Origin of the sequence: Exiguobacterium sp. s192 (assembly GCF_018618795.1) — a bacterium.
Classification (GTDB): Bacteria; Bacillota; Bacilli; order Exiguobacteriales; family Exiguobacteriaceae; genus Exiguobacterium_A; species Exiguobacterium_A undae.
This window is the reverse complement of the sequence record NZ_JACSMS010000009.1, coordinates 32,561-59,001: the sequence shown is the minus strand read 5'-3', so window position 1 is coordinate 59,001 and position 26,441 is coordinate 32,561. Positions and strand designations below refer to the sequence as shown.

The following is a 26,441-nucleotide window of genomic DNA, read 5'->3' as shown; positions in this document are numbered from 1 at the left end:
CATTTTTGAATGATTACATAAGGCTCATTGTCAATGCTGAACCGATTCACATGGTGTGTATAATTATGACCATTTTAAAACTCCGAGTTCAATTCATCTCAGTTCAATTCATCTCAGTTCATTTCTCCATACCGATCCTATTAAAGATACTTAAGTTGTATCGTATTTTATATTCATAGTTCATTTGCAACTGAAAAGGTAATAACATTCTTAATTTATTACCATGTACGTATAGACTTCCCTAAAAGAATTTTAACGAAATCTTATCAACTATCATCTAATGACAATAGAGTGATCTCTATTTAAGTTTTTTTAAAGATAATTGTAGATACGATTTTTATTAGATAAGTAATAAAGATTACAAAAAAAATGAACATTTAAACGCCTACTAAATCCCTTAATTCACCTTAACAATAATATCTATATGTTAGATGATATTTAAAAAGCGGCAATGATTTTCATAGAATATAATGGGCTATTTTTCTAAAAAAATAAAAAAATTACTATTATTTAAATGAATTGCTCGGAGTGAATTAGTTTTATAATAAAATGTGTCTAAATTATTAATAAGATCAAAAAAAAAGAAAGAGATTTTATAGGAAATATAACAATTTATAGAATTATTATATTTTATTTGTAATTATAATGTTACTATTTCAAGTGGTGTCGTTTACACTACATTTTTTTACAAAATAGGAGATGAGAAATAGGTGGATATTAAAAAGCTTTTTAGCGGACTAATTGCTTCTACTTTATTAATTAGTTCGGTTCCTTCAAGCTTAGTGTTTGCAAATTCAGATCAAGATGACCCTAAAGAAAAAGAGGTTTCATCGAATCTTGCTATCACTACTGACGGAATGGATGAAATTGAAGGAGCACGCACAGCATTTACTAAAACATTCAAGGACAATCAGGGACAACTGTATAAAGAAATTTACGCAGAACCAGTACATGCTAAAACTAAGGGAACGTACGAAGAAATCGATAACACCGTATCGAGCGATCCTTCCGATAAAGACATTCTTGCAACGGAAAATACATCGCTAGTAGCTGAATTCCCTAAGAACTTACAACAAGATACCGGATTTACGTTTAAAAAAGGACCTCATCAAGTCGAATTCGAATTGACGGGTGCTTCCAAACTAGGACAAAAAATTAATCCTAATTTATTGAGTAAAACTTCATTAGAAAATAATAAGGTTCAATATAACGATGTATATCCTGATGTCGATCTTCGTCATATTACATTTAATGAAGAGGTCAAAGAAGACTGGATCATTAAAAAATATACAGGAATTAATCAATTTTCTTATACTTTACGTACGAAGCTAAAGCCTGTGCTTCAGCAAGATGGTTCCATCGATTTTCTTGAGAAAACAGGTAACGCTGAAGCGGTATTTACCCTTCCAGCGCCTGAAATGATGGATTCGAATATTAATGAGGGGAAAGGCGAAGGAACATATTCTAAACAATTGCGCTATCTCCTTGAAGAAAATACGAACGGGACTTATAACCTCGTTCTAGACATTGATAAAGAGTGGTTGGCTTCAAGTGATCGGAAATATCCGATTTACGTTGATCCTTCTGTTTCCATTGATGCTTTAGGCGATGCATATATCTCGAGTAAAGCACCAACGACAAACTTTAATGAAAAATGGGATCCCGTTCAAGGCGAATATGTGTTACAGACAGGATACTACGATAGTACATCCGGGACGAACTATGCGTTCATCAAATTTAGTGTAGCAAACGAGCTCAAAGGAGCTGTCATTGACTCAGCTTCTCTTCAAGCCTACGTTACGCATGCTTATTATGCGACACAGAAAAATGGACTGTGGGTCGATGAAGCCAACAGTAAATGGGCAATCAATGAAGTCAACTGGAACAATAAGCCATCCTCGACTAAAATTTCTTCGACTTTAGTCGGTCGAGATGAATGGGCGAAGCTTGATGTTAAGTCCACCCTTCAAGCTTGGGTATCCGAGGAACGACCAAACACGGGCTTCAAGCTGCACACGAACGGTAACGGGCAAACATACTGGAAGAAGATTACCGCTTCGGAAAGTGCGAACAAGCCGAAATTAGTCATCGCCTATCACTATGATCAAATGCCAACACCGACGATGTCTGCTCAGTTGGACAATGCGACTGCGAAAACAGGTTCTGTGAACGTCAACTGGAAATCTGTATTTGGTGCTTCTTCATACAAACTCCAAATGTTTGACGGGTACCGTTATGAGACGGTTTATACGGGGAGTGCACTGAATTGGACATCGAAAGATAAGAAGATGTTCCCGAAAGCACCTTTCTCTTCTTCTTCACGATACAAGCTGGATGGAACTGGAACAGAGTTACCGGTCGATCCTTCCGCATTTTATTCCGCAAACTTAGGTAGTTCAACGACTACAAAGACGTACAAATTCCGAGTTGTACCGGTTTATCCGACGGGCGACGGCCCAACGTCTACAATTATTTCAAAAGAGATTCCTGTCCCAGCTGGAGAACCAGATTTACCAACGGTAACTACAGGAACGTACAGTGAAGCAGACACAATCAATAAAGGTCGTGGCTGGTTAAACGTCAAATGGAACAAAGTAGCCAACGCGACAGGTTATAAAGTTCGGATTTGGAACGGTTCCGTGTATAAAAACTATACTGTAGGAAAAGATACGACTTCGATCAGTACGAAGGGCAAAAAAATCTGGCCGACAGATGATCAGATTAAAGCGGGAGTTACAGATCTGTATGACGTGAACTTTGATGATACTGTAAGCATCGCGAAAGGTGCTGAACTTCCAATTGATCCTAGTGCCACGTATGGTAATAGTTCAAAGCGCTATAGTGTTCGTGTCATCGCAACGTCAGCTGCGGGTGATTCTCCTTCATCAGACGTTAACTACGGATACATGAAACTATATGCGCCGAAAAATCTAAGCATCACAGCAAACGACGATAATCTTGTTCAAAATAAAACGAGTTTGACAATGAAATGGTCGCCATCAATCGGTGCAAATTACTACGAGGTGCAATTAAATAATGGGACGTCGGTTGAAAAATACAAAGTCAAAGGGACAACGTCCTTTACGACGCCTAAAGCAACATATGAGTTAGGTAAAACGTATACAGCTAATGTAGTAGCCTATTTCGATGATGACGACACAGCATATGAGTCTGAAGAGGGTAAGGTAACAGGACAGCGTGGTCTAAGTGATAAATCAACCACAAGCACACTACAACCTGCACTTCGAGATGAACTACTTGGTCTTGAAGAATACTTCACTTACGATGAAGATGATTTTGGAAACGCAAATTCCTATGTAAATATTACAAGCGGGAACCAGATTTTACAGTTTACAGATGAAACACTTTATACGCGTAACTTAGAATACTCGTTTAACCGTAGCTACAATTCGCGATCTACAAAAGTTTCAGCTTTAGGAAAAGGTTGGACTTTCATGGGGAACGAGTCATTGAAAGAATTAAGTAATGGCGATGTGAGTTATGAGGATGAAGATGGTACAGTTCATCTATTCAAAAAGAATTCAACGGGTGGTTACCTTTCTCCTAAAGGATTGTATGAAGATATAAAAAAAACTGACAACTCATTTGTAATGATAGATAAAGATAAATTTGTTCAAACATTTAAGTTTGATTCCACAAAAAATATCTATCGTATCACTTCGTATACAGATGCTTTTAAAAACCAAATTGACTTTAAACGAAATGAATTAGGTCAAATTATTGAAGTTTCAGAAGCAAATAGAGATGCGAGTCAAGAAAAAATAGTAATTTCTTATACTGGTGATTTTATCAGTAAAGTTCAATATGGTGATCATTGGACTACATTCTCTTATTCAGGAAACAACTTAGTTAAAACAATTGTTGGTAGTCAAAAAACAACACGTACGATTACAGAAATGTTTGAATTTGATACAAATGGAGTTATGAAAAAGTATATTGACGGTAAAGGAAATGAGACTGCTTTTAATATCGAAGGAAATAAACTAACGATTTTTGATAAGCAAAGTGCAAACGCAGAATTATCCGTTACAAAGACATATGATTTTAATTCTAACGAAAATGAATATACTGTATTAGATTCTAATGACAATGAAAAAATCTATAAACGGGATGCAGCTAATAATTCTTATGCAGTTTCGGAAGTATTGGAACCTGAAGATAATGGAACAAGTACGTTCAAGTACGATAATCAACTAAATATGGTAGAGTTTAAAGATTCAAACGGTGAATCTGAAATTAACGAGTTTGACTCAAATGGAAATCTATTATCCTCGCAGAGTAACGAAGGAGTCACAACTTATACCTATAACTCAAGTAATCAACTATTGAGTTCGATAAATTCTGTGGGAGAGAAGACTACAAATACGTATGAAGGTCCGCTGTTAATGAGCTCTCAAACAAAAGATGAAATTACTAGCTATCTTTACGATAGTTATGGTCGAGTTATCAAAACAACGTACCCAAATGACACATTTGAGAAATATGACTATTTCGATGATGAAAGACGATTAGTTCTTACAGATAAAAAAGGAAATGTAACTTCTGAGACGTATTCAATCTATGATCAAAAAATTAAAGAAGTTGATAGTGACAATCATTCTACAACTTACAGTTATGATCCGATTCATTTGACTACTATTTCTACAGTTACAGATGGAAATGGTAATACTACGAAATATGAATATGATGATAATAAAAATTTAAAGTCATTGACAGATGGATTAGGACGTAATAAATCTTACGTGTACAATGAAAATGATCAAGTGACGAAAGCATCTATGCCAACGATGACTTTTGAATACCAATACGATCAAAATGGTGAATTGAGCCAATCCAAATTACCGTCTGGTATCACTAGAAACTATACGTACGATAACAATAATTTGCTAAGTCAATATGAAAACGGGGACGAAAGTATTTCTTATCAATATGATGAGAATGAAAATCCTATTTCAATTGAAAGAAACGGAAGTCCTTTTAAACAGTTTGAGTATGCCGCTGAAACTAATTTATTAAGCAAGTATCAAACTGGCGTATTCAATGAAAAATACACCTATGATGCACAACAACGCTTGTTGAATCAAATGACTGGTTACAATGACGAGTTTGTTCTCAATAGAATTAATGAATATAAAGAGAATAGCGATGAGGTTGGTAACGTAAGCTATTTATTAGGAACCACGTTGATTCATAAATATCAACACGATTTAGATGTGGTAAATAATAAAAATACAATCACATTGAATGGTGATTTACTCAAACAAGTAGCTCAAAACAACGATTCAAACTTCTTAAGCAGTTTGAACTACATTGGTAAAAGTGGTACTCCTTATAATATCGGCTACACGTATACTAAAAATGGAAACATTTCAACTGAGAGTGTGAACGGTAGCACAACAGCATTTGAATATAATAACAATAACCAGTTAATTAAAGAAACGTTACCAGGTAGTTCTGTTAACACGTATGAATACGACAAAGTAGGTAATGTGACAACTTTAACACGTAACAGTAAAAAAATGACGTTTAGTTACAATGCTGCAAATCAAATCGCTACTAAAAATGGTATTCCATTTAAGTTTGATTTAGATGGAAACTTGATTCAAGATGACAAATACAAATACACTTATAATCAGCAACAGCGATTGACAAAGGTTGAGTCTCTCTCTGATAATAAACTCGTTGCATCTTACACATACGATGAAAATGGAATGAGATTAACTAAAATTGTTGGAGAAACATCTTATCAATATTTTTATAGTGATGAAGTATTAAGTATGGAAATTGTTAAAGATAAAAATGGTGTTAAACAGTATCGTTACTATGAATGGAATGCAGGAACCCCACTAGGAATGATTACTAAAACTAAAAACGCTGCTGGTGCGTTTGAAACAAAATCTTATCAATACATTACGAATCAGCGTGGAGATGTCTTAAGCATTCGTGACGAAAATGATAAGGTTGTAGGATCGTATGAGTATGATGCATACGGAAATGAGTTACGTACTGAAGGTACATTGGCTACGGAGAATCCTATTCGCTATGCAGGTTACTACTATGATGTAGAAACAAGCAACTATTATCTACAAGCGCGTTATTACTCTCCAGAAAATACTACTTTCTTAGCATTAGATACACACCCAGGTGAAGATGAAAAGCCATTAACTCAAAATGGATATAACTATGCGAATGGTAATCCAGTTATGAATATTGATCCTAATGGAGAATTGAGTATACGTACACGAGAAGTAAAACGTGCTGTTAACGCTGCTATTGCGCTAATTCCTGTTTTACGTCCCATAAGAATTGCTTTGTCAAATAAAAATACTAGAAAATTAAATAAAGAGCTTAAGAATGGTGTTCAAAAAGTGTTGAAAAGTACAACTGATGATGCGTTATCAAGTCTCCATATTAAAAAGAAGACTCGAAATCTTATTCGAGCAGCAATTATTAACAGTGTTCTTGCGGCAATCGATTTCTCAATTGGAGATATAGTGGTAATAATCTTAAAACGATTTTTGAAAACTCATAAAAAGAAAGGGAAAAAATATTATTTCTTCGGTAAAAAGGGAAAATATGAATACATTAAATTTTATTGAGGAGAACATTTATGAGTGATTTTTTTTACTATGCTAGCCTGCTCATAACTGCTATTTCGGTCATTATATTTTTACTGAATCCTACTGCTTATGATAAGATACTTCGAAAAGTATTAATAAGTATAGCTGTTCTTTTGATGATTGGAGTAGTCATTAACTTATTTGTTGAAAAAGACGTATCTATGTCATTGTTAGCAAAAACTATTTCACTTATTTTTATGAGTATTTTAGTCGTAGTGTATAATGGTATCGAGAAAAGTTTGACTAAGTCTATTACTTGGGGAATTTTATTTATGGCAATTGTCATAATCAATGGAATGCTTTAAATAATTTTCTGGAAGAAATGTTGGAACTGAAATCTTTAAAATAACTAAAAATGGTTGATGATCTATTGTAGATCGTCAACCATTTTGTATTTTATTTTAAGTGGTATACAACATGTGGATTTAGATGATTTTGAAATATTGGCTAAACTTCAAAACTAAAACATATTGATGGAGGAAATATATATTATGACTGGGTATAGCTATGAACAACCCGTTTTATTAGATACAATTGCACAAATCTTTGATTATTGATAGGTTACAACAATAATCCATAGTTAAAAAATAATAAAAATCAAAAAATGATATAGTACTTTACTTTAAAAATAACAACTTCATTATTATGATCTGTATCATAGATTCTGTAACAATATACGTTACTTAGTTTCTCGTAGTATACTTTTTTTCTTTTTTGTTTCGCTCACTGCCTGATTGATAAAAAGATCTTCAGAAGATGATGAAAAATGGAGTATCATCTGGATATTCATTAATTTCATGAGTAGATTTGGCAATATATAGATTTTTTAAATAATGTTTTCTAATTCGAGTCGATATATATTTTTCTGGAACAGGTAAAGAATCGAAGGTAGATCCATTATTAGATAAGCCAGGACTTAAATATTTAAGCGTCTCGAATTCATTCAAGTAAGAGTTATTCCTAATTTTAAGGCATCCCTTTTTTAATCAACGAATTCAATTCCGAACAGTTGATATTTCACCGTATGAAACTGTATTTGACTTTTTCGATTTATTGTACTTCATTTCAAAATAGTAATGCTTATTATTTTTTTGATTCGTAATTGAGTAGGAATAAATTTTGGAAGGCTTGCTATAATTGGGTTTTGACGCACCATCTTGATAACCGACTTTAGAGTAGTCTGTGTATGTGACACTCTCATGCGGGCCAACACCTTTTCCGGTCATGATGGAATCTAATTGGTTTTTAGTCATTCCCTTTTTTATTTTTTTGCTATCATACACTTTGTGCGTATTTTCGTTTGATAAAGTTGACCAAGTTTTTTCTACTAAATGTAAGTCTTTACTATTTTCTTTTGATTTAAATACGAGTACCATTCTTCCGCTTGTAAATTCACCAGGATCAGATGATTTTTTATCTTCCGGATATAAATAAAAAGAATAATTCAAGTAGCGAAGCTTTCCGTTTTTATAAAACTCGTTTGAACTCCACATACTCTCCCTACACAAAACATTAATTTTCACTTCATCTTCTGTGCTATCACAAATTTTATTTTCAGCCTCTTTCCCATAAATAATTGTTGCAGAATCATTTATTGTAGCATTAAGTTTTAGCTTATTAAAAACTTCATATTGTTTGTTATTTTGCGATTTTGCGATTCCCACATCAGTAGGGCAAATAGGTATTATAGTAGCTGTTGTTAAAATCAAAGATGATAGAAGTGTTTTCATATTTTTTTTCAAATTCATCCCTCCTTTATCAAAAGGTAATCTATAAAACGATAAATTGACCTATTTTACTTAAGAATCAAATAAGAATTTGGATATTGAAACTAGCAAGAAAATAAGGCGAAAGATTACACTTGAGTAATCCTCCGCCTTATCAATATCTTAAATATCTTTCATCAAGTTAATTGAGATAATGTATTTACTTTATTTCTTCTTCAAGATATCTGTCACAACTTCATTCAGCTTCTTTTTAAAGACCGGTCCGAAGCTCTCCGCATACGAGTTCGTTATATGGCTGACGTCACGATAGATGACGACATTCCCGATGACGGGACGGAACTCGCCGTTGACGCGGAAGTAGTCCGTCAAGTCGAGTTTGTAGAGCGACTTGTTCGTTTTCTCGAAGTTTTTCCAGTACGCTTCATCACGTTGGTTGACTTCGTCGTTCATCTTTTTCGTCGTCTCTTCAATACTCGTCGTCTCGAGCGATTCGAGGACGTTGAAGCTGTAACGCGGATTGTCTCGGAGCGCGAGACCGTCAATGCCGTATTCATCTTTAACGTACTGCATCTGATCGACCATCTGTTGATGAATCTTATCTTTCGTCGCATCCGCTGCCGTGACATGCGAGATGATCAGATCGACATCGGCATCTTTCAAATACTCGAGGACATTTTTATTCCAGATACCTTTTAGTACGTTATCATCGTAGCCGGTCGAGAAACGGGTTCCGGAACGGGTGATATTCAAGATCCGATACTTCTCACCTTTTGCTGCTTCCTGAATGGCTCCGAACCATTGCTCCGAGTGTGAGCTACCGACAAGAGCGATCGTCGCGATATAGTCTTTCGTTTCACCGTACTCCCCGACTTTGACATCACTTTTGCTCAGTCCCTGGTTAGTACCATCAGTGTGGACGAGCGGCAGGTCATCAAAGGCAGTAGCGTAGGACGGGAACGGATCGTTCTTTGGTATTTCTTTAGAAACTTTGACGGCCATTGCTCCCGGATAATCGTTTGCGCTAACGCCGTTTTTCAGTTCCTGCTCTTCAAAGTATTTAAGTCCAAAGAGTGAGCCAATCAACAGGACATTGATGCTCATCATGATGCCGAGCTTCTTGAAAGCCGACCGGTCGACTTTTGCACTGCGGATCGGTTTTTCGATGTACTCCGTCATCAGATACGATAACAAGATCGACGACAGGATAATGACCGTTCCCATGAGGAGACCCGGTGTTTGTTGGACATTGTAGCGGTAAAACTCAAGCAGAACCCAGTGCCACAGGTAAATCCCGAATGCGATTCCTCCGAGTTTGACCATCGGCTTTGATCCGAGGAAACGTTTGATACCGAACGTCGTATCGCGTGTTCCTGACAAGACGATGAACAGGGCACACGTCATTGGCCATAAAGCGATGTAGCCCGGGAACATTTGCGAGACGTTAAAGAGAATACCTGTCAGGACAAGACCAATAAGGCCGAGCCATCCCATTAAAGTGGCCATCCATTTCGGAACATGGATTGAAGATAGATTGATGCAGAGCAGACTACCTAAAGCAAACTCCCAGACCCGTGTCATCGTGATGAAGTAGGCCCACGGTTGATTGACTTCGGTTAAATAGATAGAGTAGCTTAACGACGTAACGAACAATACCCCTAAAATCGTATTGATCATCGGTTTGACATTTTTGATCGCATATTTTTTGACCATCCATAAGATGAACGAGAACAGGACAAACCAAATCATGTAGAACTGCCCTTGAATCGATAAAGCCCAAAAATGTTCAACCGGTGACTTCATCTGGCTCGCATCCAAGTAATCGGTACTTGAAATCGCGAGCTGCCAGTTTTGGTAGAAGAACATCGAGGCGACGACTTCACGAATCGTCTTCTCTAAGATCGATTGCGGCAATAAAAATGAACTGAGTACCAGCACGACGGCCAAAATGAACAAGACCGACGGCAATAATCGTTTAATCAATTTCGTGACGTACGGCAGGAAACGGAATTCACCGGTCCGGTTAATTGTCGAGATAATCGACGTCGTGATCAGGAAACCGGAGATGACGAAGAACACATCGACGCCGCCAGACACACGGTTGAACCAGATATGATACACTGCGACGAGTAAGGCGGCAACGACACGTAGCCCTTCGATTTCCGGCCGAAACTGACTTTTGGTATTGATAAGTTTTTGAGGACGACTTTCTTGCTGATTCATTTGACATTAGCTCCTATACTTTTCTCTTCTGTCTCTTTTCTTAAAAATACCCTATTCAATAAATCAACAATGGAAGTGATTCTTATCTTAAAGTTAAGAATTTTCTATTGCTAATCTTTGAAAGATAGCATAAGTTAAGAATTCATATTCTATAGTATACCAACTTCATTCATAAAGCTTTATTAAAAAGTTACAATGTTAGCTTCATTTAATTTTTAGACTTTATATCAGAATATTGAATGTTTTATGCTATCGCTCGGGTCTCTTATAGTGCTTTCTAGGGCTTATCTACATCTTTTTTCACTTCTACCTATACTAACGTAATTTAAAAAGCACTAGAATTCTTTTAGTATCAAAGAATTCTAGTGCTTTTTAGTATGTGAGCAACATCTGTTACTTAGTAGTCAGGTTGAGATTCGTACAGGTGCATGTATCGAACATATCCCTTGTCGTCATAAATTACTTCCAAAGCATGACTTTTCTTCAAAATATACAGACTGATTCGCTTTATTTTATGTTGTTCTAAGGTTTTAGATCCTTGTGTTAATTTAGAAGGCATTCCATCCTCGTATTTGAACACTTTTTTAGGTTTACCAAACACACTGACTATCTGCTTTTCTGTTACGTCCGTTCTCTTTTCCATGCTCAATGATAGTAAAATTTCATCAACAGTTTTCTTTTGACGATAAGTTCCATATAGCCACTTCTCTTTAAAAACCCCATTTGTATAAAGTTCGTTGTAATAATAAATTTTACCATTTGACCCTTTAACTTTTGAATATACATCATAGATTTTATAAGGTGCATTCAAAAAACTACCTCGTAGATTCAAAGTATTCTTTTGGCTAGTTAACCACTGTGTGTTAGATGGTCGAGGATCTTTTTTTACTGTGATGCTTAAAGTCGCTGTGAAATCTTCGAAAGTAGCTTTGATGGTAGCTTTTCCTGGTGACTTGGCGATTAACTTTCCTTTGGAGAAATAGACAACTTGCGAGTTATCAGTACGCCAAGTGATAGGAGAAGTAACTGTAGAGATAGAGCCATTTTTTGAAGTAACAATAATTGATGGTGTTAGTTCATTTCGTTCAGTCACTGAGCTGAGTTTTGAGTTGATTTTCATATTCACAGTACGCTTATTTAAATTTTTAGTATCGTATATCCGAACAGAATCACCTAAAATCAGAATTTTTGAGGAGTTTTCATTAAAAGCAATTGTTCCTCGTGCCATGTTAGAGAAAATTCTTTTTGAAGTTTCAGTGTCATATAGACTTCCGTCCTCGGTTCCTAAAAATAATCCACTCTCATCTAAATCAATCTTTTGATATGTTCTCAAAGGAGAAATTATGGCTTGTTCAAAGTTTTCCTTGTAACGATAAACACGGCTACCCACAGTATTATAAATTAACTCATTTGATAAAGTTAAATCATAAGAAATTATTTGTTCCGAAGGTAAAATTTCTGTTATTGTTTGTCCTTGATGATCAATAACTCGAATAGAAGAACTGTTTCCGATTGTAATATACTCACTAGAGACCTTTAATATGCCATTTGTATTTATTCCACGCATAAAAGACACACTGTCTGTTTTAACATCATAGAAAATTAAATTATCGTTTGTGGCAATGACTAGAGTCGAGGTGTTCGGCAAAAATTTTGCCTGGATACTGTATCCGAATTCAAAGCTCATACCGTTATAGTTAACGCGATATAACTCAGTTACTGCTTCCCCGAACTTATCGTGGATGGATATGGTCGAATCATCGGTGTCTTTTTGGACAGTCCATGCTTGGTCCGTACTAACATCCAACAATTGATCATAGGTATCATCAATCCTTAGCAAGGTTCCAGTATTCAAGTCATACAATTTTGTTCCGTCGTAATCCGAATAATAGAGTGTATTACCGCGAATCACATAACTGTCATAGATACTTTCATTGATCTGACTTACATTAGGAAGACTCACACTTGCTGAAACGGGTGAGCTAAAAAAGAAAAATAGTAGTACAAATCCAACTATACATTTTTTCAAGTTCTCCTCATCACCTTTCTATTTTTAGATTAGAAAAAATTATATATGCTGTTTAATTTTAGGTTAAAGAGTGTGCTTTTAGTTCTTGTTTTTATCGATTCTCGTAAATAAGATTTTAAATAAAGATAAAAATAAGTATTATTTCGTTTTAAAAATTAAAAATACTTAGGTAAATCAAGGGGAAGATATTGCTACTTTTTTACAAATGAAAGACAGCGAATTATTAATAGAATTGAAGAAACAGAATACGCCTTGCTACTAAACGCATCGACATTTTTCGACAAAAGAAATGTTTTTGTCATATTAAAAATTAGCTTGAATTTACAGAATAATCTGCTATATTCGAACTATCACCAGGAAGACATTGTCATATAGTGGTTCTCGAAGGAAAGGAGCATGTTTTATGTACCGATTCGGAGAGTGGTTACGACGTGAACGTCTAGAGCATGGTTGGAGTCAGGTGGAGTTGTCTGAAAAGACATATGGTGAGGTTTCGCAGGCGGCGATCAGCGCTTATGAACGAAATCGTTCGCTCCCTTCTATCTTAGATGTCCAGATCCTTGCGACAGCCTGTGATCAGACGTTGGGATCCATCCCTTGGGATGAATTCGACTTAAGGATTGAGAAGAAACGAAACTGGTCGAGCTTGAAGCAGGAACGCTTCGACTTAGCAGAACTCCCGCTTGCGGATTCCGTCCGCACATTTGACGGTAAGACGTATCAACTTCATGGCAGGATCGCCATCGAGTGCGATAGTCAAGAGACACAAGAGATCTCGCAAATCTATTACCGAATTCGGACCGTTGTCGGCAACAATCAAGTCATCGCGAAACGGAAGCATCCGACTGATGAATTGATTCATGTCTCACGTAAAAGACTAGTTTACCAGTAAACCATCTATATATAAGTATCTACTTAATGAAATAACATTATGCATGACAAGAGAAATTGATGACCGTAGCAGCATATCGCTAAGGACAGTCCCTCCAATCACATACTGGCGTGTCCCTCATCTGTGACCGAATGAGCGGGATATACGCAGAAATGGTTCGGCGAGAGTCGCCTAAAACTCGCCCACAGGTCACGTATTCGTTGAGGGTCAGCGAAAAACCCTAGACAGATGTCCGGTACCGGACATTAGAGTTTGTGGGAGAACGTGCTCTAAACCCACCGCCTTACTCGACTTCGACTGTCCTTAAGGATGTGTTGCTGCACATCAACCTCAAGGAAGGAGTGTACGCCATGCCGACACGTGAACAGAAGCAGAATAAGACTTTTGCCGAGAAGTTACTCCGAATCCAAGGAAAAGATTATGAGGAGTGGCTCGATGCCCAGCATCAGTTCGTCATTCAGGAGAACCAGGAACTGATCTTAGAAGCACTCGACTCAAAACTGAACTTCACATCACCTGCATCCGCGTCACGGGATTGAGAGGAGGAAAACAGATGGGATTGAATGAGACAGGACTCAGCTTACTCCAGTTCTTTCAAGGACTAGCCGTCATCGCGGCAGCCATTGCTTTCGTTGTTGCTGGTTTCTACTTCATCTTCGGTGGGGATCGCGGACGATCGAAGGCAGTCAATTGGCTCGTCGGCGGTGCCATCGGTCTAATCATCATCATGGGTGCCGTCACGCTAGCGGAGATGGTCAACGACAATATCAAATTCTAATCTAACAAGCAATCAAACAGATCGTCATTCCAAATAGGATGGCTTTTTTTATTGCCCTTTGTTAGGTTGTCTTGCTTTAAAGGAGGGAAATCTATGCTCTTTGTCCGCTTCACCGACGTACCGAAAGAAGCCTTACCGAACTATGAGCGTCTCCCGTACGAGGAGGCGCTTTTACTATCGACGCAAGTGCATCAAGATGCACAACAAGCGAAAGAACGGTTTGCGAGCGAGTTCCGAATCTTTGATGATGCCGACCAGCTCGTCTACAAAGGAACGTTCCAGTTTGGTGATCCGACCTATCCGAATCTTTATTTGCAGCTGAAAGAAAGGATCCCACGCATCCGAATCCGGAAGGAGGATGCGACGAAGAAGATCCTGTTGCTCGAAAACTTGGAACGTTTGACACCGGAATCCTATAAGACGATGACGACTGTAGCGACTCAGCAACATCCGGATACGACACACGTCTCCCGCTTACGTCGAGGACAACGTCGTCTCGTCTATGGCGTCAGTGGTGTGAGTCTTTTACTACTCGGTGCGCTATCCATCGTTCAACTGACACAGCCCGACTCACCAAACAATGTCCGTGCAGCATCGTCAGGGGATTGGCAACCACTTTATGAAGAAGCATTAAATGGCAAGACCGATCCACTCATGCAACGTCTGGAAAAACAAAAGTCATTGAGCAACGAACAACAACAGTTTCTCGTCACGCAGTATGTCGAAAAGCAAGATTACGATCAGGCCGTTGCTGTGACGAACGATCCGATTGACGTCGAGACGATCATCATGCAGTCGAAGCAATTCGCTACAGACCGTCAAGAGACATTGCAAGCCTTCCAAGCAGTCCACCCGACCGATGAAGGTGCCTTCGATCTCGCCATCCTAGAGAAAGACTATAAACGTGCGGTCTCCATCCCGGACGTCGAGATGACGACCGCGCGCAAGGAGGCGAAGACACGTGCCTACATCGCGTTGAAAGATGTAACGAAGGCACAAGAAAGCGTCAAGATGATCCAAGACGAACAATTGAAACAGCAAGTGGGAACACTTGTCGAACTGGATGAAGAGATTCAAGCACTTGAAGATCAAAAACGACAGTTATCGGAGAAAACGGACAAGAAAGAACTCGAGAAGCTCAATGAGTCGCTCGAAGCAAAGCAAAGACAAGCTTCTTCTCTTCTTTAATGAAAGTGTGGTGACTGAAATAATGATGAACTTCTCACTTCGTTCCCTCGCAACCTCCGCTTGGCTGTGGCGATGTCTTGCCTTTTTGATCGCTTTACCAATTGTATTGTTCTTAGTACTCAATGTCGCGTTTCAGTTCCTGCAGCAGACAATCCAAAATCTCTTTCAGGACGGGAAGTTGACGACTGGTTCCCCGCTTCAATACGATCCGAATTGGTGGACGACCCTGGCTTGGTCGACCTCCCTCGCTTTCGTTTTGTTCGGTGTCTGCTTCCTACTGGGAGTGTTTCTCTTATTGAAGTATTGGCTCAATTTCCGTGATCTCAAGGCAGCACAGAAAGGAAGTGCCCGCTTCACGACGTTCCAAGAGCTGAAACAGCAGTATCGGGACGTTCCAGACCGTAAAGAGACGTACACCGGAACCGGTGGCGTCCCGGTCGGACGTTATCACGATCGCCTCTATATCGATGACAGTGCTGTCAACAACCTCGTCATCGGGACGACCCGGTCCGGGAAAGGTGAGACGTTCGTCTTCTCGACAATCGATCTCTACAGCCGTGCCGAACGCCAAGCGAGCCTGATCATCAATGATCCAAAAGGCGAACTGTTCGCCGCCTCCAAAGAAACACTCGAGGCGCGCGGGTATCAGGTCGAGGTGCTAAACCTGATGAACCCGTCCCAATCGATGTCCTATAACCTGTTGCAACTGACGATCGATGCCTATCTGGATGAGAATTATTCGCTCGCCCAACAATATGCGCGATCGGTCGCCTACATGCTTTACCATGATCCGAAAGCGAAGGATCCATTTTGGAGCAATTCCTCGACGGACCTCTGTACCGCCTTGATTCTTGGACTTTGTGAACAGGGGAAACACGAACCGGAGAAAATCACGATGTATAACGTCGCCCTGATGCTGTCCGATCTCGGATCTCGGATAGTCACGGATGACATGGGACAGGAACAATCGGCGCTCGACGCCTTCTTCGCGTCGTTCCCAGAGAATCATCCGGCACGCATGCAGTATGCGACGCTTCATTTCTCCGGTGGCCAGACGCGCGCCAGTATCCTGGCGAACACGAATGCCAAGCTCGGGATCTTCACCCTTGATGCGACGGCACGATTGACGGCACAAAACTCACTCGACATGAAACTGATCGGCTTCAACCGTTGGATCCGCGGACGTGCGCTTCCCTTGTCACGACTCACATTCTACTTCCCGAGTGGGAAACAGCTTGCCTTAACGACGGACGACGACGGGAGTTTCGTGCTGCATCATGAAGAAACGCTCGATGTCGGATCTACCATCACAGTGGAAAGTGAAGGGCAAAAGTACACCGTGGCACTATCGGGTTGGAAGGACGAGGCGGATGGGATCTTCGACTGGACGACCGATGCCCCGATCGACATCCGGGAGATTCGCCAGCACCCGCGTCCGGTCGCCGTCTTCCTAATTGTCCCGGACTATGATCCGACACTGAACGTCATCGCCTCGCTCTATGTCAAACAAGTCTACACCTCACTAGCTCGCGTCGCCTCACAAGCGACAAGCGGACGGTGTGAACGACAGGTCATCTTTCTCCTCGACGAATTTGGGAACATGCCAGCCATCGAAGGAATGGCGAACATCATCACCGTCTGTCTCGGTCGGAATATTCGTTTCAACCTCGTCATCCAGTCTTACGCCCAACTCGAGAATCTGTACGGTGAGGATTGGAAGACAATCGACGGGAACTGCGGGAATACGCACTATCTGCTGACGGCAGACGAGTCGACGGCGGAATTGATCTCGAAGAAGCTCGGCGAACAGACAATCGTCACGAAGTCGCGTTCCGGACAGACGTTCTCGCTTTCGAAGTCGAAGACGGAAAGCGTCGATGGCCGCCGCTTGCTGACGGCAACAGAAGTGATGGGACTGAAGGAAGGCGAGATGCTGATCATCCGCGTCATCAAGCGACAGGATAAACAAAAGAGACGGATCCAGTCCTACCCGCTCTTCCTGACCGGACGGACAGCGATGAAATACCGCTATGAATACTTAGCGGATGACTTTAATACAGAACGTTCCATCAATGATCTCGTGATTCCATGCGCACATGCCCATCTCGACCTGAATACACTCCAAATCCCGTTCCAACTCGGTACCTCAGTTGCATTGAAGAACATTCAGACGGATGAGGAGACATCTGATGCAACAGAATGGCGTGTCTGTGATGTCCTGCAACCAAAAATCCTACGCTCAATCTTCGAGACGACGGAATACGATACCCTATCTATCACGGCGTTCGAACAAGGAATCACAGACAAAACGATTCCCGTAACTGACAACCAGCGTCACTTTTTGAAGACGATCATCAGCAAACGACTCGAGAAACTTCGTCATGGCGTCTAAGGAGGGCATCATATGACAGAACTGACACGCACCGAACGCGTCCAGCGCGAACTCCGGGTCATCGCGACCATCATCAAGGAGAACAAGAAGCGCCTCCGTCGTGGTGAAGTATTGAATATCCAAACCCAAGATGGCTTTTTAGTCGTATTTGAGGAAGAAGACCCAGACTCAGGCGACCGAAAAACTGTTACGCTTATAGACACATTCGATTTTCGGGTCCACGTCAGCAATGATGACCTGACAGGTCCGGAACAAGTGTCATCATAGGAAAAGGGGTGGAGGCATGCAAACGAAACGAGTACTCTCCGGACTATTGATTTCCTCTGCGTTACTTTTAGTCGGTTGTAGTGAAAAGAGTGAAACGCAGTCTTTCGAACAAGTATCTGTAAAAGAAATAGATCAGTTGAAAGACAGTAATAAAAATGAGTTTATACTTGTCGATAGCGACAGCAAAGCAGAATTTGAGTCTTATGTAGATAAAGTGAAAGAAGTCGCCGAAAAGGAGGAAGTACAAGTAAAATTGTTTAATCCTTTTCAACCTAACGGGAAAGACTTAGAAGATCGTGCAACAGATGAACATGGAGAATTAAAGGGTGGTCGTCTGTACAAACTACAGGATGGTAAAGTAGTGAGTTCTCTTGATCTCACTACGTTAAGTGGCAAAACGCTCGAAGATGAAGTAACCTCTTTCATTGATTAAAAGTAGATAGAGAAGGGAGAACCATCATGGCTAATGGAGACGTATCATCCAAACTTGAAGAATTTCAAGACCTATTGAGCATCAGTGATTTAGTAAGCGATGCACTTCGTTCTGTCGGTTGGCTTTTCGTTAGAGGTCTCTCCTTCATTATCGATGGTCTTGAACAAATTACGAACGATATTCTTCTCTTAAAAACATTCTTTAATAATCCTCAAGTGGTTGAATTCGTTCAGACGATTCAGCCATTTTTATATGTTATTTTAGCTGGTAGCTTTTTATTTACCGGTTACTTGATGATTTTCCAGAAAAAATTTGATCGAGAAGGCTTTTTAATCAATCTGTTCATCACGCTGTTAGTTTTAGGGTTACTATCTCCTACGATGATAAAAACAAGTGAATTTACGGACACTGCCATTACAAGCTTCAATCAAGGTGGCATGTATGAAAATCAGGATCATACTTTATCGCAATCAGTACTTCAAAAAAATGTACATGATTTAGTCGAGTACGATAAAACCGCTTTCGAAGATACGAAAATTAAAGGACCGAACTCCGTTCCAGCAAGTCAAATCAAGAATATAGACATCAATGATGTATTTGATAGCGATGAGTACCGATTGAGTAAAGAAGGTGAAGACATTTCACAAAATAAGCTAGCTTGGAATGGGAAAGAAATGACTGACATTGAATTAGATCAAAGTGGCGTTGAATGGAACAACCAATATTACTACCGGTATCACCCGAACTGGCTGACAATCCTCGTCACGCTCGGGGTGATGGGCTTCACCCTCTTCTCGATTGCCTACAAGCTGGCTCGACTCTCGTTCGAGTTGGCTTTTAATTATGTCTTGGCGATTTTAGTGGCACCCGCTGATCTACACAGCGGACAAAAGACGAAGAAGGTCATTCAAAGCATCTTGAACACCTTTCTCGTCATCATTCTGATCTTCGTTTCGATCAAACTCTATACGATTGGAACGGCATACCTGGCCGATACACTGGACGGACTCGCCTATTTGATTGCGTTGATTGCCTTCTCTGCCGCTTTAATTGATGGACCAAACATGGTCGAACGTCTCTTCGGGATTGATGCCGGTCTGAAGCGCGGTTGGGGTGTCGCACTCGGTGCGTATGCTGTCGGGAAAGGAACAGCGAAAGTGGGCGCTCGTGTCGCCGGTCAGACGATGAAGATGACATCACGCCCTGCCAATCCTTCTGTCTCGGAAGCAGCGAGTACGAAATTGCCACCGAACCCGCCACCGAATGGCGGTACACCCGCGAGTCGTCCAGATCGTGCGCCTGAGAGTGTTCAGAATCCATCACAAGCACAAGAGCGGACATCTCGTCCAGCAGGACCAGAGAACCAACAAAGCGAGTTGGTTGAGATGCCAATGCATGGTACGGTGCAAGAGGCTCAGGCTGCAGCATCACCCGAATCCGCTCCACATCGTCCAGACTCTGTCGCAAAAGCAAAACCTGTGCCATCGACTTCGCAATCGACAATACTTGCTACGCAATCGAAGATTACGGATTCGCCGTCGATTGAACGAGAAGCTGCTTCATCTGATGCATTCGATTCACCTGAAACGTCTATCTCCCCACAACCGGTCTCACCATCTATGGAGACTTCCAAAGTAAATCGCAAACTGGCTACTTCTTCAGTGGATTCGACAGCATTCGACAAAACGACTACTAGCGCGTCCGCTCATTCTGTAGAAACAACAGAGAATGTGTCTCCGAGCATCACCTTGTCTAGCTCTTCCAGTGACTCACCATCCATCAGTGAATCGCCGCAGGAGACGTCATCCGGAACGCAGCGTCAGCGAAAATCAATCTATCAGACACTTGAGACTACGACACAAAAAGAACTCAAGCATGTCGAACAAGCCCAGACGCGCGTGACGCAGGAATCGTCCCGGATGTACTCAACAGATGTTCCGCGTCTAGATCCGAAAAAGGAGTGAGAACATGCAACAGCGCCAATACCGGATTCCGAACGAAGTCACGACCGAACTGAAAATCAACAAGATGCTCTATCTCTATGATTTACTGTTCCTCGTCGCCTTAATCATCGTCCGCTTAATCGCCCTGCCGTTCATCCCGGACATCTTGCATCTCCCGTTCACGTGCTTCCTCGTTGGCTTCGGACTCTTTCTCGTCATCCGACCGACGACGAATCCGGAAAAGCGGATGGTCCACGTGCTCTATTACGCACTCATCAAGAAGAAAGACACCTATATCGCGTTGGCCGACCGGAATGAATCTTCGAAAGGAGCGTGATCAGATGAGTTTATCGGAAGATACACGATTGAAAACAAGTCCTACGAACGATATCACCTGGCTCGATGAGGTTCAGTTGACGACACCACCAGCACGCAAGGAGAAGCGTGTCCGCATCCCATCGTCTGTCGCCTCCATTTTGCCGATTATCGACTCAACAGCGCTCGATGTTTTCGAGATGCAGGACGGGACGTTTTGCGACATCATTCAACTGACTTCAAAGGATATTTACGGACTATCTGAGACGGAGAAGGACCATGACATCTTCTCCCTCGCCTATCTCTTACAGGCGTATGTCCATCCATTGAAGGTAATTCCGCTCAATACACCGCTTAATCTGGAAAAACAGAAACAACGGATCGAACGACAGCTGAGACAGAATCAGATTGCCGCCTATCGTCCGTTTCTTCAAAAGAAGAAACAAGAACTGATCTACCTTGAGGAGCATCGCACGAATCGCGATTATCTCCTCTTTTTTTATGCTCAGGACGAGGCAATGCTCCGCGAACGGAAGCATCAATTAACGAAACTCCTTCGGCGCAGCAACCCGATGGTCGAACTGACGATCGAGCAGAAAATCCATGTCCTGTTCCAACTGCACAACCCGAATACGAAACCGACCCAGGACGGAAAGGAGTGATGACGTCATGTGGCGTACACGTTTTCTACGAAAGCAGGATCCTGAGACAATTAAACAACAGGACGGCTACAATCCGACATTCATCCAAGCGATCCAGCCGCAAGGCGGACTCCGCTTCGAACCGAATTATGTCCGGACCGGTGACGGTTATCTCGCCTGCCTCCATGTCTATAAGTATCAGTCGACCGTCTATGATTTCTGGCTCGAGCCAATCCTTAACCTGCCCGGTGTCCTGACGACGCTCGACATCGGGACAGCGGACAAGCGAGAGATGATCCGGACGATCAATAAGTCGATGGCCGAGCAGAACACCCGCTTCGAGAACGCGAAGGACAACGTCGACCGGATCGATGCGCGCGAGACGTATAAAGAACTGAATGAACTCTATGAACAGATCACGCAAGGCGAGACGATGAAGTATCTGCATCTCCGACTCTATGTCAAAGCAAAGACACTCGAAACACTCGAACGACAGGTCCAGGACGTGATGGAGGAACTCGAGGCACGGAACTTCCGCGCGACGGTCTTCCTGAACGAACAGGAGTGGGAATGGCAGAGCCTGTTCCTGAGCTATGAGCAGCAGCAAAAACTCCCAAACCGTCGTCGGGGCAAAGAGATTCCCTCGCTCTCGATCGCGGGTGGTTATCCGTTCCACTTCACGTCGTTGCAGGATCCAACCGGGACGTACTACGGGACGACCGACACGAACGGGAGTGTCATCTTCGACTTGTTCCATAAGGATAAGCAACGGAAGTTCTATAATGCCTTGATGATCGGCAAGATGGGCTCGGGCAAGTCGACATTACTCAAGAAAACGGTCCTCGATCAAGCGATCAAAGGCAATCACGTCAGGATCTTGGACGTGACGGGTGAGTTCTCCGACCTCGTGCGGCAACTTGGTGGAAAAGAGATCGCACTCGACGGTTCCGCCGGACAGATCAATCCGCTCCATGTTTATAAGACGGTGACACATGCCGACGGCTCTGCGGACGAAGCGCTCTCGTTCATGCAACACCTGTCGAAGATTGCAGTCTTCTATCACTACATCAATCCGGCAGCCTCCCAGGAAGAAGCGAACGAGTTCGAGATTCTGCTCCGTCAGCTCTACCTTGAAAAAGGTCTCTGGAACGAGGACGGTGACGCCCCGATCACGACGCATCCAGCGAACACCTATCCCATCTTCTCCGATTTTTTGACGCTTGTTCGTTCAGAGTTATATGCCGATGCAGCACGGACATCGATCCGCGAGACCATCAGCACGAACCGTGTCCGTCGGCTCGAGAACATCGAACTCGCCATCACGAACCTTGTCCATAACTACGGCAACATCTTTGATGGGCATTCTTCAATCGAGCGGTTCGATGAGGAAGCGATCGTCTCGTTCCCCTTACGCAACCTGACGAACCTGAAGGACGAGATCTTCCAGGCACAGGTCTTCAACCTGATGAACATGCTCTGGGATGGGATGATCCTCAACGGTGCCGGACAACTGCGCAGCTACAACCAAGGTGAGCTACTGATTGAAGATGCTTTCAAGTATCTGATCGTCATCGATGAGGCCCACCACCTGATCAACACGCGTGACATCGCACAACCGGCGATCCTTTATCTACAACAATTTATGCGAGAAGCGCGGAAATACTTCGGTGGTATCTTCTTCGCCTCGCACTTGATCACGGACTTCGTCCCGACTGGCTCGAAGTCGGAGAACGCGGAGAACGTCAAGACGTTGTTCCAACTGACGCAGTATAAGTTCATCGGCGAGCAGGATGCCGAGAGCATCCCGACGATCCAGACCGTCTTCGACGGACAACTGACCGAGAGTGAGACGCGGTTGATCCCGTCGCTCGAGACCGGACGCATCGTCCTTAGTATCTCCGGTGTGAAGACACTGATCTTCGATGTTGATGTCTCACCCGAGGAGCTGACCTTGTTCGGAGGTGGTGCCTGATGTGGAGTACGGTCCGGCAGTCGGCACGTGTCGCCGTCCGGATGAAATGGCGACTCCTGACCTTAAAGTATCGTCTGATTGCCCTCGGTATCGCGCTCCTTCTCCTCCTGCTCATTATTATCGTCGCAGGCATTCTCGATACGTTGACCGGGATCGAGAATGAGCAGGCGACGGAGACACCGATCGCTTACTCGGACACCAACTTACAGGTTAGTGATGATGTCTTACAATACCGCGAGGCGATTGCGCGTGAATTAAAGAAGGAACAACTCGAGGGACAGACGAACGTTGTACTCGCCTTGATGATGCAGGAAAGCGGCGGACGTGGAAATGATCCGATGCAAGCCAGTGAATCGAAGTGCGGACGGATCGGCTGCATCACCTCTCCCGATGAGAGCATTCGCTACGGCGTGAAACACTTTGCGTCGGTCTTCCAACAAGCGAACCAAGACGTCAAGTTGACGCTCCAGAGTTACAACTTCGGGGGTGGCTTCATTGATTACGTCCAAGAAAACGGTGGACGATATACGAAACAACTCGCAATCTCCTTTTCACAGATGATGTACCAACGCGTCAAGAAGAGTGGCATCTATCAGTGCCATCGTCCGAGCGCGATTGAGCATCAAGCCTGTTACGGTGACATCGAATATGTCGATGCCGTCCTTCGTTATCTGACGCCGACGGTACTGGCGGAAGGCAAGACGGGACCCATCAAAGGGAAACTCCATGCCCCCCTCGACATCCCGCTTCAGATGACGTCGGGATTCGGATCACGAATCGTTTTCGGAAAGACGGACGTTCATACAGGCATCGATTTTAGTTGTCACGATACTGATACCGTCCACGCCGTCCGCTCCGGTACCGTCACCTATAGCGGCTTACGCGGACCTTACGGACAACTCATTCAGATCAAACAAGGGGAATGGATCACCGCTTACGCCCACCTTTCCGCACGCCAAGTCAAGGCGGGTCAGAAGATCGAAGCCGGACAAGCAATCGGGATGTGCGGTTCGACTGGACGTTCGACCGGGAATCATCTGCACATCGAATTCAAGACGAGTGATTGGTCCGGACACATTGATCCGGCACCACTCTTTTCTCTATAAGGAGGGATGCAACATGGCATTGACGAGTCGTCATCTTTTAGGACTCGTGCTGTTCTGTCTGTTACTGTCTGTCAGTGCCAACGTCTATCAATACCGTTCGTCGGCATCAGAGAGACCGCACATGACAACAGAGAAAAACAGAAAAGATTCGCAACCAGAGACGACCACGATGGACTCTCCTGTTCCCACTGACGTACAGGAGCAAGAGCACGATTCGACCATCTCTAAGAGCGCGGAACGCTTCATCACGTTTGCTTTCACATGGGAAGACGGGACCTACCCCACGCGCAAACGACAAGCCGCCCAGTATATGTCGGAGTCCATCAAACGGACGTTATTCGCGAGTAGCGGAAGTGATGGCAAGTTCACCGCCTCCGTCTCGGACATCGAAGTCTTTCCGAACCATGACGATCCGGAGCATTGTCTCGTCCGCTTCAAACGGACGTTGACGATCGATTCAAACGACTATGAAGAGACATCCGATGAGCTGGTCGAACTGACGTTTACGAACCAAGACAGTCGTTACATCGTCGATCAGATGAAGAGTCTAAAGACGTCAGGAGGTGTCTAAATGCATCCAGGAAAACGAAAGACGTTGACCCGTGACTGGTCGCGATTGTATCTCGGAACAGGCCTATTCTTCTTGATCGGCTTTCTGTTTTTTGGTTTCTCCTCCCTCTACTTAGCTGAGGAACAACCGATCAATGCGACACCGATTGGTGAAGAAAAGCGGTTGACCAATGGACAGACCGTCACGCTTCTCGACTGGTCTCATGACGCGAAACGGAATCAAATGCGCGTCCGCCTCCAGTTCGAGCAACCCCAAGACTACGCGTCGAAACTTGTCACGCGCGTCGCCTACAAGGAACGACCAACGGATGAACAACGCGTCCGCGTCGTCTATCACAAGGACGAGCACTACGTCTTCGAAATTAAAGATGTGCCGCGCGACTTTGATCAGCTAGCACTCCGCTTGTATGTCATGAAGCCTCAACAGTCACTCGAGAAGCTGAGTGCTACGAAGCGAGAAGATGCGTTAGTCGAATCACTCTATATGGATCAGCGACGTGTCTTAAGGACATCACTCTCTATTCAACAAGAAGACGACTATACGCAACATTTTCTCGCTGACGAACACACACAAAGTCAAAAACAGATTAAAAAAATGAGACGTGAACAGACAGAACAAGCTTCTCTCATCCAACAAATCGAACAGGACATCGAGACGAAACAAGCCACGTTACCTGACCTGACACTCGACGAACAAGTCGAACGTGAGGATGAAATCTTCAATCTGAAGCAGGACAAAGAAGAAGCACTTCTACGACAAACGGATCTAAAAAAACAACTCAGCCAAGAAGAGAAACGACAAGATCAGTTGCGCATTAAAGCACGTGATCTGAAATGGTAAGGCGGCACACACCGTGCCAAAATGCCGTTTTTGGTGGCACAGGGTGTGACCTTTTCGCGATTTTGATGATATCAGGGAAACACTAGGCTCCGCCTAGGCTAGAACGCTCCGTGATAGCAGTTTCCCCTTATGCTCTTTTTCACGATTTTGAACCTTTTGTGGTTTTTAAGCTTTTAAAAACCCAATGCACATTTAGCAATTCTATCAACATTCATCAACGCTTAACTCGAGTCAGTTACGTCACTTCTTTCAATCCTTTTCATTACATGTTGCTGCATCTTCGAGCAGATATTTTTCAGAAGTTCGACGATCAAGGAGACGCTCACGGCTTCTCCGAGTGCATAGATCTGTTCGATAAACGATTGCATGTTGATCCCTCCATTCCTCGTCTGAGTGGTATCACTTTTCTCACTTCTAATGACAGGAGGAATGGATCAATTGTTCGGAAATCTTTTCATTTTTTAGAACGCCGAGACTTACTTTCCT

General features: G+C 42.6%; 20 protein-coding genes. 16 read left to right on the top strand and 4 right to left on the bottom strand.

Annotated elements, in window-relative coordinates; genetic code table 11:
• Positions 1 to 710: 710 nt before the first annotated feature.
• The gene (locus KNP87_RS13365; protein WP_214721991.1) at positions 711 to 6,620 is read left to right on the top strand and encodes a DNRLRE domain-containing protein; all 5,910 of its coding nucleotides are present in this window, start codon (positions 711 to 713) and stop codon (positions 6,618 to 6,620) included.
• Between the two features lie 11 nt (positions 6,621 to 6,631).
• Entirely contained in the window at positions 6,632 to 6,946 is a 315-nt protein-coding gene (locus KNP87_RS13360; RefSeq protein ID WP_214721990.1) for a hypothetical protein, read from the top strand.
• A 690-nt stretch (positions 6,947 to 7,636) separates the two neighbouring features.
• On the opposite strand, the gene KNP87_RS13355 is transcribed toward KNP87_RS13360, so the two are convergent.
• The 3 genes from KNP87_RS13355 to KNP87_RS13345 form a co-directional block, all read right to left on the bottom strand.
• Positions 7,637 to 8,383 carry a hypothetical protein gene (locus KNP87_RS13355; RefSeq protein WP_214721989.1) on the bottom strand — a complete coding sequence of 249 codons (747 nt, stop codon included), beginning with the start codon at positions 8,381 to 8,383 and terminating at the stop codon, positions 7,637 to 7,639.
• Between the two features lie 189 nt (positions 8,384 to 8,572).
• Positions 8,573 to 10,588, bottom strand: a complete 2,016-nt coding sequence (locus KNP87_RS13350; protein ID WP_214721988.1) for an acyltransferase family protein — start codon at positions 10,586 to 10,588, stop codon at positions 8,573 to 8,575.
• A 397-nt stretch (positions 10,589 to 10,985) separates the two neighbouring features.
• Positions 10,986 to 12,617 (bottom strand): hypothetical protein, encoded by a 1,632-nt coding sequence (locus tag KNP87_RS13345; protein WP_214721987.1) that lies wholly within the window; start codon positions 12,615 to 12,617, stop codon positions 10,986 to 10,988.
• A gap of 403 nt (positions 12,618 to 13,020) precedes the next feature.
• Between KNP87_RS13345 and KNP87_RS13340 the strand changes: the two genes are divergently transcribed.
• The 14 genes from KNP87_RS13340 to KNP87_RS13275 all read left to right on the top strand — a co-directional run bounded on the left by KNP87_RS13340 (position 13,021) and on the right by KNP87_RS13275 (position 25,955).
• On the top strand, positions 13,021 to 13,509 hold the full coding sequence (locus KNP87_RS13340; RefSeq protein ID WP_214721986.1) for a helix-turn-helix domain-containing protein: 489 nt from the start codon (positions 13,021 to 13,023) through the stop codon (positions 13,507 to 13,509).
• A 350-nt stretch (positions 13,510 to 13,859) separates the two neighbouring features.
• Complete coding sequence (locus KNP87_RS13335; protein ID WP_214721985.1) at positions 13,860 to 14,048, top strand: hypothetical protein; 189 nt, start codon at positions 13,860 to 13,862, stop codon at positions 14,046 to 14,048.
• A gap of 14 nt (positions 14,049 to 14,062) precedes the next feature.
• On the top strand, positions 14,063 to 14,287 hold the full coding sequence (locus KNP87_RS13330) for a TrbC/VirB2 family protein (RefSeq protein ID WP_214721984.1): 225 nt from the start codon (positions 14,063 to 14,065) through the stop codon (positions 14,285 to 14,287).
• A 93-nt stretch (positions 14,288 to 14,380) separates the two neighbouring features.
• Positions 14,381 to 15,475 carry a hypothetical protein gene (locus tag KNP87_RS13325; protein WP_214721983.1) on the top strand — a complete coding sequence of 365 codons (1,095 nt, stop codon included), beginning with the start codon at positions 14,381 to 14,383 and terminating at the stop codon, positions 15,473 to 15,475.
• Between the two features lie 25 nt (positions 15,476 to 15,500).
• Positions 15,501 to 17,867, top strand: a complete 2,367-nt coding sequence (locus KNP87_RS13320) for a VirD4-like conjugal transfer protein, CD1115 family (protein WP_214721982.1) — start codon at positions 15,501 to 15,503, stop codon at positions 17,865 to 17,867.
• Between the two features lie 12 nt (positions 17,868 to 17,879).
• Positions 17,880 to 18,134 (top strand): hypothetical protein, encoded by a 255-nt coding sequence (locus tag KNP87_RS13315; RefSeq protein ID WP_088838321.1) that lies wholly within the window; start codon positions 17,880 to 17,882, stop codon positions 18,132 to 18,134.
• Positions 18,135 to 18,150: 16 nt separating this feature from the next.
• A complete protein-coding gene (locus KNP87_RS13310; RefSeq protein WP_214721981.1) occupies positions 18,151 to 18,567 on the top strand; it encodes a hypothetical protein in 417 nt (138 codons plus the stop codon).
• A 26-nt stretch (positions 18,568 to 18,593) separates the two neighbouring features.
• Positions 18,594 to 20,531, top strand: a complete 1,938-nt coding sequence (locus tag KNP87_RS13305) for a pLS20_p028 family conjugation system transmembrane protein (protein ID WP_214721980.1) — start codon at positions 18,594 to 18,596, stop codon at positions 20,529 to 20,531.
• A 4-nt stretch (positions 20,532 to 20,535) separates the two neighbouring features.
• Complete coding sequence (locus KNP87_RS13300) at positions 20,536 to 20,847, top strand: DUF5592 family protein (protein WP_214721979.1); 312 nt, start codon at positions 20,536 to 20,538, stop codon at positions 20,845 to 20,847.
• 4 nt (positions 20,848 to 20,851) lie between these two features.
• The gene (locus KNP87_RS13295; protein ID WP_214721978.1) at positions 20,852 to 21,487 is read left to right on the top strand and encodes a hypothetical protein; all 636 of its coding nucleotides are present in this window, start codon (positions 20,852 to 20,854) and stop codon (positions 21,485 to 21,487) included.
• Between the two features lie 7 nt (positions 21,488 to 21,494).
• A complete protein-coding gene (locus tag KNP87_RS13290) occupies positions 21,495 to 23,438 on the top strand; it encodes a VirB4 family type IV secretion system protein (RefSeq protein ID WP_214721977.1) in 1,944 nt (647 codons plus the stop codon).
• Entirely contained in the window at positions 23,438 to 24,544 is a 1,107-nt protein-coding gene (locus KNP87_RS13285) for a lysozyme family protein (RefSeq protein ID WP_251135622.1), read from the top strand. Before KNP87_RS13290 ends, KNP87_RS13285 begins: the two co-directional genes overlap by 1 nt.
• Before the next feature lie 13 nt (positions 24,545 to 24,557).
• Positions 24,558 to 25,115 carry a hypothetical protein gene (locus tag KNP87_RS13280; RefSeq protein ID WP_214721976.1) on the top strand — a complete coding sequence of 186 codons (558 nt, stop codon included), beginning with the start codon at positions 24,558 to 24,560 and terminating at the stop codon, positions 25,113 to 25,115.
• The gene (locus KNP87_RS13275; RefSeq protein ID WP_214721975.1) at positions 25,116 to 25,955 is read left to right on the top strand and encodes a hypothetical protein; all 840 of its coding nucleotides are present in this window, start codon (positions 25,116 to 25,118) and stop codon (positions 25,953 to 25,955) included.
• Positions 25,956 to 26,176: 221 nt separating this feature from the next.
• Here the strand turns inward: KNP87_RS13275 and KNP87_RS13270 are convergent, their stop codons facing one another.
• The gene (locus KNP87_RS13270) at positions 26,177 to 26,323 is read right to left on the bottom strand and encodes a hypothetical protein (RefSeq protein WP_214721974.1); all 147 of its coding nucleotides are present in this window, start codon (positions 26,321 to 26,323) and stop codon (positions 26,177 to 26,179) included.
• Between the last annotated feature and the right edge of the window lie 118 nt (positions 26,324 to 26,441).

Bases quoted from the DNA above. Each gene is read 5' to 3' on its own strand.
- KNP87_RS13360 (WP_214721990.1), top strand. From the start codon at position 6,632: ATGAGTGATTTTTTTTACTATGCTAGCCTGCTCATAACTGCTATTTCG.
- KNP87_RS13350 (WP_214721988.1), bottom strand. From the start codon at position 10,588: ATGAATCAGCAAGAAAGTCGTCCTCAAAAACTTATCAATACCAAAAGT.
- KNP87_RS13340 (WP_214721986.1), top strand. From the start codon at position 13,021: ATGTACCGATTCGGAGAGTGGTTACGACGTGAACGTCTAGAGCATGGT.
- KNP87_RS13335 (WP_214721985.1), top strand. From the start codon at position 13,860: ATGCCGACACGTGAACAGAAGCAGAATAAGACTTTTGCCGAGAAGTTA.
- KNP87_RS13330 (WP_214721984.1), top strand. From the start codon at position 14,063: ATGGGATTGAATGAGACAGGACTCAGCTTACTCCAGTTCTTTCAAGGA.
- KNP87_RS13325 (WP_214721983.1), top strand. From the start codon at position 14,381: ATGCTCTTTGTCCGCTTCACCGACGTACCGAAAGAAGCCTTACCGAAC.
- KNP87_RS13320 (WP_214721982.1), top strand. From the start codon at position 15,501: ATGAACTTCTCACTTCGTTCCCTCGCAACCTCCGCTTGGCTGTGGCGA.
- KNP87_RS13315 (WP_088838321.1), top strand. From the start codon at position 17,880: ATGACAGAACTGACACGCACCGAACGCGTCCAGCGCGAACTCCGGGTC.
- KNP87_RS13310 (WP_214721981.1), top strand. From the start codon at position 18,151: ATGCAAACGAAACGAGTACTCTCCGGACTATTGATTTCCTCTGCGTTA.
- KNP87_RS13305 (WP_214721980.1), top strand. From the start codon at position 18,594: ATGGCTAATGGAGACGTATCATCCAAACTTGAAGAATTTCAAGACCTA.
- KNP87_RS13300 (WP_214721979.1), top strand. From the start codon at position 20,536: ATGCAACAGCGCCAATACCGGATTCCGAACGAAGTCACGACCGAACTG.
- KNP87_RS13295 (WP_214721978.1), top strand. From the start codon at position 20,852: ATGAGTTTATCGGAAGATACACGATTGAAAACAAGTCCTACGAACGAT.
- KNP87_RS13290 (WP_214721977.1), top strand. From the start codon at position 21,495: ATGTGGCGTACACGTTTTCTACGAAAGCAGGATCCTGAGACAATTAAA.
- KNP87_RS13285 (WP_251135622.1), top strand. From the start codon at position 23,438: ATGTGGAGTACGGTCCGGCAGTCGGCACGTGTCGCCGTCCGGATGAAA.
- KNP87_RS13280 (WP_214721976.1), top strand. From the start codon at position 24,558: ATGGCATTGACGAGTCGTCATCTTTTAGGACTCGTGCTGTTCTGTCTG.
- KNP87_RS13275 (WP_214721975.1), top strand. From the start codon at position 25,116: ATGCATCCAGGAAAACGAAAGACGTTGACCCGTGACTGGTCGCGATTG.
- KNP87_RS13270 (WP_214721974.1), bottom strand. From the start codon at position 26,323: ATGCAATCGTTTATCGAACAGATCTATGCACTCGGAGAAGCCGTGAGC.